At 65.0% G+C, this 13410-nt stretch carries 15 protein-coding genes; 14 read left to right on the top strand and 1 reads right to left on the bottom strand.

Annotation, left to right across the window (positions count from 1 at the left end; all coding sequences use genetic code 11):
- The first annotated feature begins 171 nt into the window (after positions 1-171).
- Genes NFW30_RS05970 through trpC form a run of 3 tightly spaced genes read left to right on the top strand, consistent with a single transcriptional unit; the run spans position 172 to position 2582 of the window.
- Positions 172-744: an aminodeoxychorismate/anthranilate synthase component II gene (locus tag NFW30_RS05970; RefSeq protein ID WP_295354033.1), complete on the top strand. Its 573-nt coding sequence runs from the start codon at positions 172-174 to the stop codon at positions 742-744.
- Positions 741-1766 carry an anthranilate phosphoribosyltransferase gene (gene trpD, locus NFW30_RS05965; RefSeq protein WP_295354030.1) on the top strand — a complete coding sequence of 342 codons (1026 nt, stop codon included), beginning with the start codon at positions 741-743 and terminating at the stop codon, positions 1764-1766. Before NFW30_RS05970 ends, trpD begins: the two co-directional genes overlap by 4 nt.
- Positions 1767-1793: 27 nt before the next feature.
- Positions 1794-2582, top strand: coding sequence for an indole-3-glycerol phosphate synthase TrpC (gene trpC / locus NFW30_RS05960; protein ID WP_295354027.1), 789 nt, complete (start codon positions 1794-1796; stop codon positions 2580-2582).
- Between the two features lie 370 nt (positions 2583-2952).
- On the opposite strand, the gene NFW30_RS05955 is transcribed toward trpC, so the two are convergent.
- The gene (locus tag NFW30_RS05955; protein ID WP_295371843.1) at positions 2953-3201 is read right to left on the bottom strand and encodes an AbrB/MazE/SpoVT family DNA-binding domain-containing protein; all 249 of its coding nucleotides are present in this window, start codon (positions 3199-3201) and stop codon (positions 2953-2955) included.
- A gap of 335 nt (positions 3202-3536) precedes the next feature.
- Between NFW30_RS05955 and NFW30_RS05950 the strand changes: the two genes are divergently transcribed.
- The 11 genes from NFW30_RS05950 to NFW30_RS05900 all read left to right on the top strand — a co-directional run.
- On the top strand, positions 3537-4685 hold the full coding sequence (locus NFW30_RS05950) for a porin (RefSeq protein WP_295354021.1): 1149 nt from the start codon (positions 3537-3539) through the stop codon (positions 4683-4685).
- A gap of 369 nt (positions 4686-5054) precedes the next feature.
- Positions 5055-6221 (top strand): porin, encoded by a 1167-nt coding sequence (locus NFW30_RS05945; protein WP_295354019.1) that lies wholly within the window; start codon positions 5055-5057, stop codon positions 6219-6221.
- A gap of 317 nt (positions 6222-6538) precedes the next feature.
- On the top strand, positions 6539-8461 hold the full coding sequence (gene mnmG, locus NFW30_RS05940) for a tRNA uridine-5-carboxymethylaminomethyl(34) synthesis enzyme MnmG (protein ID WP_295354016.1): 1923 nt from the start codon (positions 6539-6541) through the stop codon (positions 8459-8461).
- Positions 8458-9126 (top strand): 16S rRNA (guanine(527)-N(7))-methyltransferase RsmG, encoded by a 669-nt coding sequence (gene rsmG, locus NFW30_RS05935; RefSeq protein ID WP_295354013.1) that lies wholly within the window; start codon positions 8458-8460, stop codon positions 9124-9126. Before mnmG ends, rsmG begins: the two co-directional genes overlap by 4 nt.
- Entirely contained in the window at positions 9105-9917 is an 813-nt protein-coding gene (locus NFW30_RS05930) for an AAA family ATPase (RefSeq protein ID WP_295354009.1), read from the top strand. Before rsmG ends, NFW30_RS05930 begins: the two co-directional genes overlap by 22 nt.
- Entirely contained in the window at positions 9914-10753 is an 840-nt protein-coding gene (locus NFW30_RS05925) for a ParB/RepB/Spo0J family partition protein (protein WP_295354006.1), read from the top strand. The genes NFW30_RS05930 and NFW30_RS05925 overlap by 4 nt, the downstream gene beginning before the upstream one ends.
- A 25-nt stretch (positions 10754-10778) precedes the next feature.
- The gene (locus tag NFW30_RS05920; protein ID WP_295354002.1) at positions 10779-11261 is read left to right on the top strand and encodes an ATP synthase subunit I; all 483 of its coding nucleotides are present in this window, start codon (positions 10779-10781) and stop codon (positions 11259-11261) included.
- Positions 11262-11279: 18 nt separating this feature from the next.
- Positions 11280-12050 carry a F0F1 ATP synthase subunit A gene (gene atpB / locus NFW30_RS05915; RefSeq protein ID WP_295353999.1) on the top strand — a complete coding sequence of 257 codons (771 nt, stop codon included), beginning with the start codon at positions 11280-11282 and terminating at the stop codon, positions 12048-12050.
- Positions 12051-12158: 108 nt separating this feature from the next.
- On the top strand, positions 12159-12416 hold the full coding sequence (atpE, locus tag NFW30_RS05910; protein WP_138677986.1) for a F0F1 ATP synthase subunit C: 258 nt from the start codon (positions 12159-12161) through the stop codon (positions 12414-12416).
- 40 nt (positions 12417-12456) lie between these two features.
- Entirely contained in the window at positions 12457-12927 is a 471-nt protein-coding gene (locus tag NFW30_RS05905) for a F0F1 ATP synthase subunit B (RefSeq protein ID WP_034939400.1), read from the top strand.
- Between the two features lie 4 nt (positions 12928-12931).
- Positions 12932-13410 (top strand): F0F1 ATP synthase subunit delta (locus tag NFW30_RS05900; RefSeq protein ID WP_295371839.1); only part of this gene is annotated, 479 nt, incomplete at its 3' end.

Genomic DNA, 13410 nt, shown 5'->3' with positions numbered 1-13410 from the left:
AGGGTGAACTGGATTTTCGTCGGGGCCGATATGGTGGACAATGGCGGCTTTCGTGCATTCGGTTCCGGATGATCGGCGCCGGAGTAGCAAGAGGAACAGCGGGTATCTGAGCGGGTGTCAGAGCTGCTCGTTCGGCAAGATGACTCTATGGAACAGAAGGATAGCCGCCGCATGCTGTTGATGATCGACAATTACGACTCCTTCACCTACAACCTCGTGCAGTACTTCGGCGAGCTGGGGCAGGAGGTGCGGGTTTTCCGCAACGATGCGATCAGCATCGCCGAGATCGCCCGCCTGGCGCCGGCGCTGCTGGTCGTTTCGCCGGGGCCCTGCGCGCCGGCGCAGGCCGGCATCTCGTTGACGGCGATCCGCGAGTTTGCCGGCAGGATCCCGCTGCTCGGCGTCTGCCTCGGCCACCAGGCGATCGGCGAGGCATTCGGCGGCCGCGTCGTGCACGCCCAGAAGCTGATGCACGGCAAGGTGTCGCCGGTGCAGCACAACGGGCAGGGCGTCTTTCGCGGGCTGCCGAGTCCGCTCACCTGTACGCGCTACCATTCGCTCGCCGTCGAGCGAAAGTCGCTGCCGGCGTGCCTCGAAGTCACCGCGTGGACCGACGACGGCGAGATCATGGGCCTGCGGCACAGGACGCTCGCCGTCGAGGGTGTGCAGTTCCACCCGGAGTCGATCCTCACCGAGCATGGCCACGATCTGTTGCAGAACTTTCTCGAGGAGCATGGCAAATGAAGCCGCAGGACGCACTGGCGCGGGTCATCGATCACCGCGAGATCTTCCACGATGAAATGGTGGCACTGATGCGCCAGATCATGGGCGGCGAGGTGACGCCGGTGATGATCGCCGCGATCATCACCGGGCTGCGGGTCAAGAAGGAGACCATTGGCGAGATCTCGGCGGCGGCGCAGGTGATGCGCGAGCTGTCGACCAAGGTGCAGGTGAGCGAGCGCACGCACCTCGTCGATACCTGCGGTACCGGCGGCGACGGCGCGCAGACCTTCAACATCTCGACGGCGGCGATGTTCGTTGCCGCCGCGGCCGGCGCGCGGGTCGCCAAGCACGGCGGCCGTTCGGTCTCGTCGCAGTCGGGCAGTGCCGACGTCCTCGAGGCCCTCGGCGCCAGCATCAACCTGACGCCGGAGCAGGTCGGCCGCTGCGTGGACGAGATCGGCATCGGTTTCATGTTCGCGCCGAGCCATCACAGCGCCATGAAGCACGCCGCGCCGGTGCGCCGCGAACTGGGCGTGCGAACCCTGTTCAACATCCTCGGGCCACTGACCAATCCGGCGAACGCGCCGCACCAGGTGCTCGGAGTCTTCCATCCCGATCTCGTCGGCATCCAGGTGCGTGTCCTGCAGCGGCTCGGCAGTTCGCACGCGCTCTCGGTGTTTGGTCGCGAAGGACTCGACGAAATCTCGATTTCCGGCGAGACGCTGGTCGGCGAGCTGAAGAACGGCCGCGTCGAGGAATACAGCGTCCATCCCGAGCACTTCAACCTGCCGCTGCATGACCCGCGCGTGCTGCGCGTGGCCAACGTCGAGGAGTCGAAGGCGATGCTGCTGGCCTCGCTCGAAGGCCGCGCCGGCGCCGCGCGCGACATCGTCGCCCTCAATGCCGGCGCCAGCATCTACGTCAGCGGGCGCGCAGAGACGCTCGCCGACGGCGTCGAGCAGGCGTTCGAAGCGATTGCCTCGGGTGCGGCGCGCGCCCGGCTCGACGAGTTCGTGGCGTTCACCCGGCGCATCGCCACCTGATCGACCGGCCCCTCGCGAGCGCACGTGATGAGTGACATTCTCGACCGCATCCTCGCCGTCAAGCGTGACGAGGTCGCTGCCGCGCAGTTGCTCGTGCCACTGGGCGAGTTGCGTGCGATGGCCGAGCGCGACTCGGCAGCGCGCGACTTCGTTGGCAGCATGCGGCGGCGGATCGCTGCCGGCGACGCGGCGGTGATCGCCGAGATCAAGAAGGCGAGTCCGTCGCGTGGCGTCCTGCGTGCCGATTTCCGTCCGGCCGAGATCGCTGCGAGCTATCAGCGGCATGGCGCCGCCTGCCTGTCGGTGCTGACCGATCGGCAGTTCTTCCAGGGGGCGCCCGGCTTCCTGCAGGAAGCGCGTGCCGCCTGCGAGCTGCCGGTCCTGCGCAAGGACTTCCTCGTCGACCCCTATCAGATTTACGAAGCGCGAGCGATGGGTGCCGACGCCGTCCTGCTGATCGTTGCCGCGCTCGACCTGCCGGCGCTGCGCGACTTCGAGGCGATCGCCGGCAGCCTGGGAATGGCGGTGCTGGTCGAGGTGCATGACCGCCGCGAACTCGATCTCGCGCTGCAGCTCACGACGCCGTTGCTCGGCATCAACAACCGCAACCTGCGCAGCTTCGCCGTCAGCCTGCAGACGACGCTCGAACTGCTGCCCGAGATCCCGGCCGACCGCCTCGTCGTCACCGAGAGCGGCATCCTCGCGCGCCCGGACGTGCGCCTGATGCGCGACCACGGCGTGCACGCCTTCCTCGTCGGCGAGGCCTTCATGCGTGCCGAAGAACCGGGTGAGGCGCTCGCCGGGCTGTTCCACTGACCTGGATCACAGGTCCGGCTGCCGGGGTGGTTGACGGCGCGTGGTGCCTTGGCAGGCAGATGGGAAAACGGGCCGTTGCCAGGACCCGTGCCGTTGCCGCGGACGGCGTGCGGCGGGCATGGCTGCCGCACGCCGGGTGTGCCTGCTGCCGACAACCACTGGCCAGTCTTGCGACACGCCAGGCACTCATTCCCGTCCGGCGCTGCGGGTCACTTTCACTGGCATGGGCAATCTGTGCTCATTCACACGCTGGCGCGATCAGCTGCAGGCGAGGGAAGTAGCCTCGGTAGCGCGTCGCGTCGCGCGTCAGCAAAGGCATGCCCGAGGTCATGGCATGCGATGATCACGCACGAGTCGACCAATACCGGCGTCACGCTTTCGGGTCTCTCAGGAAGGCCATGATCTCGTCGGCAGACTTGCCACGGAAAGCCTGCGTCAGCGGCACCGCGCGCGCGCGCTGGATGGCAACCTCGAATCTTGCCCGCCGGTCGTGGTTGCTTGCGCGGAGGATGACCTGCTCGTTTTCGTAAACGAATTCGACTTCAGTGTGCGGCAGCAGCCCGGCTGCATGGCGGATCGCCTGTGGTATGGTGACCTGGCCCTTGCTCGTGATACGCATTCGGTGACTCCGACAGGTAAGAATCCGAGTAAGAATTGTACTGCGTCCCACCTTTTCGCGGGCCAGGCGATCTGCCCGACCAAGGCCGCGCCGAGCGGGCGGGTGCGGGTGCAGGCCAGTTCAACGGCACGTCGAGCCACTTTTGGTGAAAATTCTCCAGCCTGTTGCGAAAAACCAACAAACGCCCGCTGCCCTGCAATGAAAGCGTACACGGCGCTTGCCGCGGCAATACCGCTTTGCCAGAATCGCCCCAACTTCTCGTTTCTTTTTCGAGAGGTCCAGTTTGGTGAGGCTGCAGTTTGCTTCATCGATCTCAAACCTAGAGGAGATTCACCATGCAAAAGAAACTCATCGCACTGGCAGTCGCCAGCGTGGCTTCGGGCGCCGCTTTTGCCCAGACCAACGTCACGATGTACGGTATCGCCGACGCCGGCTATGTCTATAGCTCGGGCGACGCTGGCTTCCTGCCTGGAACCAACAAGTTCAGCGGCATCCAGTCCGGCCTGCTGAGCGGCTCGCGTCTCGGCTTCCGCGGCGAAGAAGCGCTGGGCAACGGCCTGAAAGCCGTCTTCACCCTCGAATATTCGCTGAACATCGACAACAACTCCGGCGTCGGCAACACCGGTGGCCTGAATGCCCGCCAGCAGTTCGTCGGTCTCGCCGGCGGCTTCGGTCAGATCGCCCTCGGTCGCCAGTATTCGCCCGGCTATCAGGCGACGGCCAACAATGATCCGGCTGGCGGCGCTCTCTTCGAGCCGCAGTCGTACATGACCGCCCAGGCCGGCAACACCATCACCCCGAACAGCGCCGCCCGCTGGGACAACGCCCTGACCTACACCAGCCCGAATTGGGGTGGCTTCACCGGCAAGGCGATCTATTCGTTCGGTGAGAACAGCAGCTGCACGACGGTCAACCCGTTGCCGCCGCCGGCCACCGTCACCGCCGCGACCCTCAACGACCGGTGTGTGTCGACCACCGACAACAGCCGCTGGGCTCTCGGCGGCAACTTCGCCACCGGTGGTCTGAACATCGATGCGGTCTACCAGGTGCGGCAGAAAGTCAAGCCGGTTGGCGTCCTCTCCAACTCGGCTCTCTGGGGTGACGACATCGCCGAATGGTATATCGGCGGTAGCTACGACTTCAAGGTCGTCAAGGTCATGGCCAGCTACCAGGACCAGAACGACAAGAACAACATCAACAACGACAACAGCACGTGGTCGCTCGGCGCGGTCATCCCGTTCGGCAACGCGGCCATCCACCTCGCGTGGGCACAGACCGACTTCGACCAGGGCCTGGTCGATGGCAAGAGCAACGGTGCCATGATCGCCGGTACCTACGCCTTCTCGAAGCGGACGACCGCTTACGCCGGTTACGTCTGGAACAAGAACGACAACGACAGCTTCGGCCTCGGTCCGGTTGGCGCTGTCGGTGCGCCGGGCGAGACCAACAACACCTTCCTGGCGGGTATCCGTCACTCGTTCTGATCCGGCGACGATCACTCGTTGCCGCAAACGGGCGCTTCGGCGCCCGTTTTTTTTTTGCCGGGGCTGGAGCACTCTACCGCTGGTCGCTGCCAGGCGGCCCGGCAAACGGACTCGCCGCGGGTCCTTTGTCTCGACAGGGCCAGCCGGCAGGCGTTGCTCCGCAATGGCGCTTGCCAGAAATGTGACGAAAACGCAACACTCTTCGTCCGGGCGCTGGAAAGCGGCTCCGATGGCTTGCCGATCCTTCGCACGGCTGCCAGAATCTGGCCATGAAATCCAAGACGAGCCGGCGTCCGGGAAACCGAGATGGCGGCACTGGTGAGAGAAATCAGTACGGCCTTTCCCAATTGATCCATTGGAGTTGATCTCATGAAAAAGAAAGTCATCGCCCTTGCCGTAGCCAGCCTCGCTTCCGGCGTTGCCATTGCGCAGTCCAACGTCACGATGTATGGCGTAGTGGACACCATGTACGTGTACAGCCAGGGCGACGCCGGCATCGGCGGCGGCAAGAACAAGTTCAGCGGCCTGGCGGGGGGTGGCGGAACTGCCGGAAACCGCTTGGGCTTCAAGGGCGAGGAAGCCCTCGGGAACGGCCTGAAGGCCGTCTTCACGCTCGAGTATGGCTTGAACATCGACAACAACTCAGGCGTCGGTACGAGCGGACTGAACGCGCGGCAGCAGTTCGTCGGCCTCGCCGGCAACTGGGGGACCGTTGCTCTCGGTCGTCAGTATGCTCCGGCCTTCGACGCCACCGCCAACAACGACGCGCTGGAAGCGACCGACCTCGGCATCCAGTCCAGCCTGAGCGTCTACTCGGGCAGCACGATCACGCCGAACTCTCCCGCCCGCTTCGCGAACTCGATTACCTACACCAGCCCCAACTGGGGCGGCTTCACCGGCAAGGCGATCTATGGTTTCGGCGAGAGCAACATCGGCGGTACGTTCAACGACCGGGTGAACAGCACCAGTGACAATGGCAAGTTCGGTCTCGGCCTCAACTACAACAACGGCCCGCTGAACGTCGATGTGCTCTATCAGTCCCGCTTGAATGTGGAAGTGCCCAATGCGCCGGGCCTGTTGCCACTGAAGGCGCCCGGCGGCGGCAGCAGCATCAACGAATGGTATGCCGGCGCAAACTATGACTTCAAGGTGGTCAAGATCTACGGCAGCTACCAGGCTCTGGACAACAACAACAGCATTCTTGGCCCTGACAGTGATTTTGGTTCCGGGATCGAAAGCAGCAACATCTGGACGGTCGGCGTCACCGCTCCGATCGGCAACGGCGTGTTCGGCTTGAGCTATGGCAGGCTCTCGCTCGACCGCCTGAACAACTCGAGCGGCAACAGCTGGGGTTGGGGCGCGATGTACCAGTACAACCTGTCGAAGAGGACGGCCCTCTATGGCGCTTACAGCTACTTCGACAACAGCCGCAACTCGGTTCCGGTACAGGCACAGGTGGCCGGGGATGGCGACTTGATCGGTGCGCGTGGCGAGAACAACTACGCCGTTGGCGCCGGCATTCGGCACAGCTTCTGAGAATCGGCAAGAGGACACCCTCTCGTGTGACCAGAACGGGCGCTTCGGCGCCCGTTTTCAGTCCACTGCCAGGCTGCGTGACGGGCATCCGCCCACGCGCTGCTGTCCCCTGGTTCTTCGGCCAGGTCCCATGTCGCGCTCTTCCGCCCTGCGCGTCGCCGAGCTTGCCGGCGAGTCGGCCCGCTGATCTCGATTCCGCCTGGCTGGCGCCTGATGCGCCGCGGCATGCGGCATCGAAAGCCGCTGGCCGCCGCAGATATGGCGTAGAATCGCGCGCTGCCGTTTCTTCCATTGCGCTTCCCGACTGCGAATCGCCGATGCTCTTTCCCGACCGTTTCGACGTCATCGTCGTGGGTGGTGGCCATGCCGGCACCGAGGCGGCGCTGGCGGCCGCGCGCATGGGCGTCCGGACGCTGCTGCTGACGCACAACCTCGAGACACTCGGGGCGATGAGCTGCAACCCGTCGATCGGCGGCATCGGCAAGGGACATCTGGTGAAGGAGGTCGATGCCCTGGGCGGCGCGATGGCGGCCGCTGCCGACGAGGCCGGAATCCAGTTCCGCATCCTCAATGCCAGCAAGGGACCGGCGGTGCGTGCAACCCGCGCGCAGGCCGACCGCGTGCTCTATCGCCAGGCGATTCGCCGACGGCTGGAGCGGCAGGAGAATCTGACGATCTTCGCCCAGGCCTGCGACGATCTGCTGCTCGAGAACGGGCGCGTCGCGGGCGTCGTCAGCCAGCTCGGCGTGCGCTTTCCGGCGCGGGCGGTCGTCCTGACCGCCGGCACCTTCCTCAATGGCCTGATCCATGTCGGTCTCGCGAACCTCAGTGGCGGGCGCATGGGCGACCCGCCGTCGGTCTCGCTGGCGGCGCGTCTACGCGAGTTGCAGTTGCCGGTCGGCCGGCTCAAGACCGGCACGCCGCCGCGGCTTGACGGCCGGACGATCGACTTTTCGACCATGACCGAGCAGCATTCGGATGATCCGCTACCGGTCTTCTCCTTCCTCGGCGCGGCGAGCCAGCATCCGCCCCAACGCCCGTGCTGGATCACCGCCACCAACCGGCAGACGCACGACATCATCCGCGCCAACCTCGACCGCTCGCCGATGTACACCGGGGTCATCGAGGGGGTCGGACCGCGCTACTGCCCGTCGATCGAGGACAAGATCCATCGCTTCGCGAACAAGGACAGCCACAACGTCTTTCTCGAGCCGGAAGGACTGGAGACGGAGGAGATCTACCCGAACGGGATCTCGACCAGCCTGCCGTTCGACGTGCAGCTGGCGATCGTCCGTTCGATCCGTGGCCTCGAGCGCTGCCACATCCTGCGCCCGGGCTACGCGATCGAATACGACTACTTCGACCCGCGGCGCCTGCGTGGCTCGCTGGAAACCAGCGCCATCGCTGGCCTGTTCTTCGCCGGCCAGATCAACGGCACCACCGGCTACGAGGAAGCGGCCGCACAGGGTCTGCTCGCCGGCGCCAACGCGGCGCTGCTGGTGCAGGAAAAGGAGGCGTGGACGCCGCGACGCGACGAGGCCTACCTCGGAGTGCTGGCCGACGACCTGGTCACCCGCGGCGTTTCCGAGCCCTACCGCATGTTCACCAGTCGCGCCGAGTACCGCCTGTCCCTGCGGGAGGACAACGCCGATCTGCGGCTGACCGGGATCGGGCGTCGACTCGGGCTGGTCGATGACCGGCGCTGGGCGGCCTTCTCTGCCAAGCAGGAGGCGATTGCCCGCGAGCAGGAGCGCTTGCGGTCCACCTGGGTCCATCCCGCCCGGCTGGCCGACGCGGAAGCGCTGCGTGTCTTCGGCAGGCCGCTCGAGCGCGAGTATGCGCTGCACGAACTGCTGCGTAGACCGGACGTCAGCTATCCGGCGTTGATGACGCTGCGTGTCGACGGCGTCGCCGTCGATGCCGGTGTCGACGATCCGCAGGTCGTCGAACAGGTCGAGATCCAGGCCCGGTATCAGGGCTACATCGAGCGCCAGCAGGACGAGGTGGCAAGGAACCAGGCGAGCGAGGAGCTGCGTTTTCCCGACGACTTCGATTTTGCACAGGTCGGTGGCCTGTCTCGCGAGGTACGCGACAAGCTGCAGCAACAGCGCCCGCAGACGCTCGGACAGGCCTCACGGATTCAGGGCGTGACACCGGCGGCGATCTCGATCCTGCTCGTCTGCCTGAAACGCGGGCAGCCAGGTGGCGGCGGGCAGCGATCTTGCGGCGAGGTGCGATGAGCCTCTCCGAGCAGCTGACCGACGGTGCCGCCTGCCTCGGCATCGAGCTGGCGCTGCCGGCACGGCAGAAGCTGCTCGACTACCTGACGCTGCTCGAGAAGTGGAACAGGGTCTATCGCCTGACCGCCATCGCCGATTCGGCGCAAGCGGTCAGCCGTCATCTGCTCGATTCGCTGGCGGTGCTGCCCTTCGTCGGTGGGACGCCGCTGCTCGACGTCGGCAGCGGTGGCGGCATGCCGGGGATGCCGCTGGCGATTGTCCGCCCGGAGTTGCAGGTCGTCCTCGTCGACAGCAACTCGAAGAAGGCGGCCTTTCTGCAGCAGGCGGCGATCGAGCTGGCGCTGGGCAATGTCGCCATACACTGTCGGCGCGTGGAGGCCCTGCAGCCGACGGTCCGCTTTGCGGCGATCACCGCGCGCGCCTTTGCCGATCTCGGCACGCTGGTTTCGTCCTCACGCCACCTGCTGCGGACGGGCGGCCGCTGGCTGGCGATGAAAGGGCAGCGGCCGGACGAGGAGATCGCGCAGTTGCCGGCCTGGGTCCGCGTGGCCGGCGTGCATCGCCTGGTGGTACCCGGGGTTGGCGGCGAGCGCCATCTGGTGGTGATCGAGAGTGATACGGCCGCATGCAGGGGAGAGTCCAGTTGGCAACAGTCATCGCAGTGACCAATCAGAAGGGCGGTGTCGGCAAGACCACGACCGCAGTGAACCTTGCCGCCTGTCTGGCTGAACTCGCGCAACGGGTGCTGCTGATCGACCTCGATCCGCAGGGCAACGCGACCACCGGTTGCGGGGTGGTCAAGCGGGAGGCCATGCCGACCGTCTATCACGTGCTGATCGGGAGTTCGACGTTGCCGGCTACCTGCCTGCGGACCGACTTCGCCTTCGACCTGCTGCCGGCGAATCGCGAACTCGCCGGCGCCGAAGTCGACCTGATCGACCTCGTCCGGCGCGAGTATCGCCTGCGCGAAGCACTGGCGACGGTTCGCGACACCTATGATTTCGTCCTCCTCGATTGTCCGCCGGCGCTCAACATGCTGACGGTCAATGGCCTGGTGGCTGCCGATCGGGTGATGATCCCGATGCAGTGCGAGTATTATGCCCTCGAGGGCCTGACCGACCTTGTCGCGACGCTGAAGAAGGTGCGCGCGCATCTCAACCCCGTGCTGGAGATCGAGGGGCTGTTGCGGACGATGTTCGACCCACGTTCGACGCTGACGCAGCAGGTGTCACGCGATCTCGAGGCGCACTTCGGTGGCAAGGTCTATCGCACGATCATCCCGCGCAACGTCAGGCTGGCGGAAGCGCCCTCGCATGGCAAGCCGGCGATCGCCTTCGATCGCGCATCGAAGGGAGCGCAAGCCTACCTCGCGCTGGCACACGAAACGCTGGCACGGCACCGTCACCCGGCCGCCACTGCGAAAGCCCAACCCGCCACTGCGGGAGGGAGGCCATGAAGATGAAGGGACTCGGGCGCGGGCTCGATGCGCTGCTGGCTGGCGACGAGGCGGAGAACCGCGAGCAGCAGCGGACGCTGCCGGTTGCCTTGATCCAGCCAGGCAAGTATCAGCCGCGAACCCGGATGGACCTCGCTTCATTGGAGGAGCTGGCGGCATCGATCAGGGCGCAGGGGCTGATGCAGCCCATTCTCGTCCGCCCGATCGCCGACGAGCGGTACGAGATCATTGCCGGCGAGCGGCGCTGGCGGGCAGCACAGATGGCTGGCCTGAACGAGGTGGCGACGCTGATCCGGGAGATTCCGGACGAGGCTGCGCTGGCGATGGCACTGATCGAGAACATCCAGCGCGAGAACCTCAATCCGCTCGAGGAGGCGCTCGGTCTGCAGCGGCTGATCGACGAGTTCTCGATGACCCACCAGCAGGCTGCCGATGCCGTCGGTCGCTCGCGACCCGCAGCATCGAACCTGCTGCGCCTGCTGCAACTCGCGCCGCCGGTACAGGAACTGCTGCTGCAGGGGGAGATCGACATGGGCCATGCGCGGGCGCTGCTGCCGTTGGCCGGTGCGCAGCAGGTGCAACTGGCGCAGCGCGTGGTGCACAAGGGCTTGTCGGTGCGTGAGGCGGAGCGCCTGGTGCAGCATGCGCTGCAGCCGCCGAAGGCCGTGGCGGCGGTACGGCCAGACCGTGACCTGCTGCGTCTGCAGGACGAACTCGCCGACCTCCTGGGCGCTCAGGTGGCTATCCGTGCCAATCGACGGGGAGCCGGCAAGGTCCTGATCGACTTTGGGGATCTCGACCAGCTCGAGGGCATCCTGCAACGCCTGCGTCATTGACGCGGTGCACCATGGCGGCCCCTGAATGGCCGGCCGAACAGCCCTGCAAGCCAGACGCAGTAAAGGAATCCAAACTTTTTTGCATGTGCGGTTTGATTCCGCTTTGCGAGTCTGGTATCCTGCGAACGTTTTGGAGGGGCTAGCTGTGCATCCACAGGTCCGCTGGATCCTCCGCTGCCAGTTTCTGGTGACGCTGGCGGCGGCTATCCTGGCTGGACTGGCAGCAGGCCTTGATGCAGCCGTTTCCGCAGTGCTCGGTGGTGGCATCGCCATGGCAAGCGCCTTCGCCTATGCCTGGCGCGCCTTGCGGCCATCGGGGCAGATGGCGGTGGACGCGCGCAAGGCCTTCAATGCGCAGGTGGCTGGCGAGGCCTACAAGTTCGCTGTGAGCCTGGTGCTGTTTGCCCTGGTCTTCAAGACCTATGAACAGCTCGCCGCCTTGCCGCTCTTCCTGGCCTATGCGGCAACGATTGTCGTTTATTGGATGGCGCTGCTCCGGCAGCAATAGTCGAACAGGGGGGAATTCATGGCTTCGGGCGAACCGCTCACATCGAGTGCTTACATCGTTCACCACCTGACCAACCTGACCGTCGGTCAGGGGTTCTGGGCCCTGCACCTTGATTCGCTGATCGTCTCCGGCCTGCTCGGCCTGGTCGCCTTCGTCGGCATGGCCATGCTGGCGCGCAAGGCGACGGCGGGAGTCCCCGGCAGGATGCAGGCCTTCGTCGAGATGCTGGTTTCGTTCATCGACCAGCAGGTGAAGGACACCTACCACGGCAAGAGCCCTCTGGTGACGCCGATGGCGATCACCATCTTCGTCTGGGTGCTGCTGATGAACGCCATGGACCTGATTCCGGTCGATTTCGTGCCGATGCTCCTCGGCATGGCTGGCGTTCATTTCTTCAAGGTCGTTCCCACCACCGATCCGAACCTGACCTTCGGCATGTCGTTGAGCGTTTTCGTGGTCATGATCGTCATGGGCTTCAAGGTGAAGGGTTTCGGCGGCTTCATGCACGAGGTGTTCACCGTTCCCTTCGGCGCCAAGATGGCGCCGGTCAACCTGCTCTTCCGCCTCATCGAGGACATCGCCAAGCCGATCTCGCTCTCGCTGCGTCTGTTCGGCAACATGTACGCCGGCGAGATGGTCTTCATCCTGATCGCCCTGCTGGGCATCTGGCAACTGCCGCTCGCTCTGCCCTGGGCGCTGTTCCACATCCTGATCATCACCCTGCAGGCTTTCGTCTTCATGATGTTGACCATCGTGTACCTGTCGATGGCCAGCGAGTCGCATGGCTAGTGACCCGCTTGCCCTGCCCCGATCACCGGTTTGATCCACGCGTTGTCCCCGTTTGACCCGTTTAACCCCTTTTACATGTCTTGCTAGGAGAGACTAATGGAAGCTGCTCTGTCAATGTTGCTCGGTAACACCGCCATCGCCGTCGCCATCCTGATCGGCGCGGGCGCTCTTGGTACCGCCATCGGTTTTGGTCTGCTTGGTGGCCGCTTCCTCGAAGGTGCAGCCCGGCAGCCGGAAATGATCCCGACTCTCCAGGTCAAGATGTTCATCGTTGCCGGTCTGCTCGACGCGGTCACCATGATCGGCGTCGGTATCGCTCTCTTCATGCTGTTTGCCAACCCCTTCATCGCCGTCGTCAAGGGCTGATCGCTACTCCTTGCCGACAAACTTTTGACAGGAGGTTAGCGTGAACATCAACGCAACGCTGATTGGCGAGGCGATCTGGTTCGCCGTCTTCATCTGGATCACGATGAAGTACGTCTGGCCGCCACTGGCGAAGGCCATGTCTGATCGCCAAAAACTGATTGCTGACGGGCTTGCTGCCGGTGAGCGTGGCAAGCACGAGCTGGAACTGGCCGGCAAGCGGTCCGCCGATGCCCTGCGCGACGCCAAGGCAAAGGCCGCGGAGATCATCGCAGCAGCCGAGAAGCGCGGTGCGCAGATGGTCGAGGAAGCGAAGGTGGCGGCGAAGGTCGAGGCCGACAAGGTCGTTGCCGCGGCCAAGGCGGAGATCGCGCAGCAGGTCGAGCAGGCGAGGGCAGAGTTGCGCGGCCGGGTCGCCGACCTGGCGGTGGCTGGCGCCGAGCAGATCCTGAAGCGTGAGGTGGATGCCAAGGCCCATGCCGAGATGCTGACCGCACTCAAGCAGGAACTCTGAGATCATGGCCGAACTCGTTACCATCGCGCGCCCCTACGCCGAGGCGGTCTTCCGGATGGCGCTGGAAAACAGGGCGCTGGCGGCCTGGTCCGAGCGGCTGTCGCTGCTTTCCGCAATCGCCTCGAATGAGCAGATGCGTGCCTGCATCGGCAACCCCGAGCTGTCGGCCGCGCAGAAGAGCGCGCTCTTCAAGTCGCTGGCAGGCAAGGTACTTGAGGGCGGCGAGGCCAATCTGATCGACGTCCTCGCCAGCAACGAGCGGCTTGCCGCATTGCCCGAGATCGCCGGTCTCTTCGAAGGGCTCAGGGCTGCACAGGAAGGCGTCAAGGAAGCCACGATCTACAGCGCTTTCCCGCTTGACGAACAGCAGCGCAAGACTCTGGTGAGCGACCTGGAAGCACGCTTCAAGACCCGGCTGACTGCCGAAGTGGTCGTCGATCAATCGCTGATCGGCGGCGTCAAGATTGTCGTTGGCGACCAGGT

Source organism: Accumulibacter sp., from assembly GCF_023806635.1.
In the GTDB taxonomy this organism is placed as follows: Bacteria; Pseudomonadota; Gammaproteobacteria; order Burkholderiales; family Rhodocyclaceae; genus Accumulibacter.
Note: the sequence above shows the minus strand (reverse complement) of the source record. Positions and strands in the feature narration are given on the sequence as shown.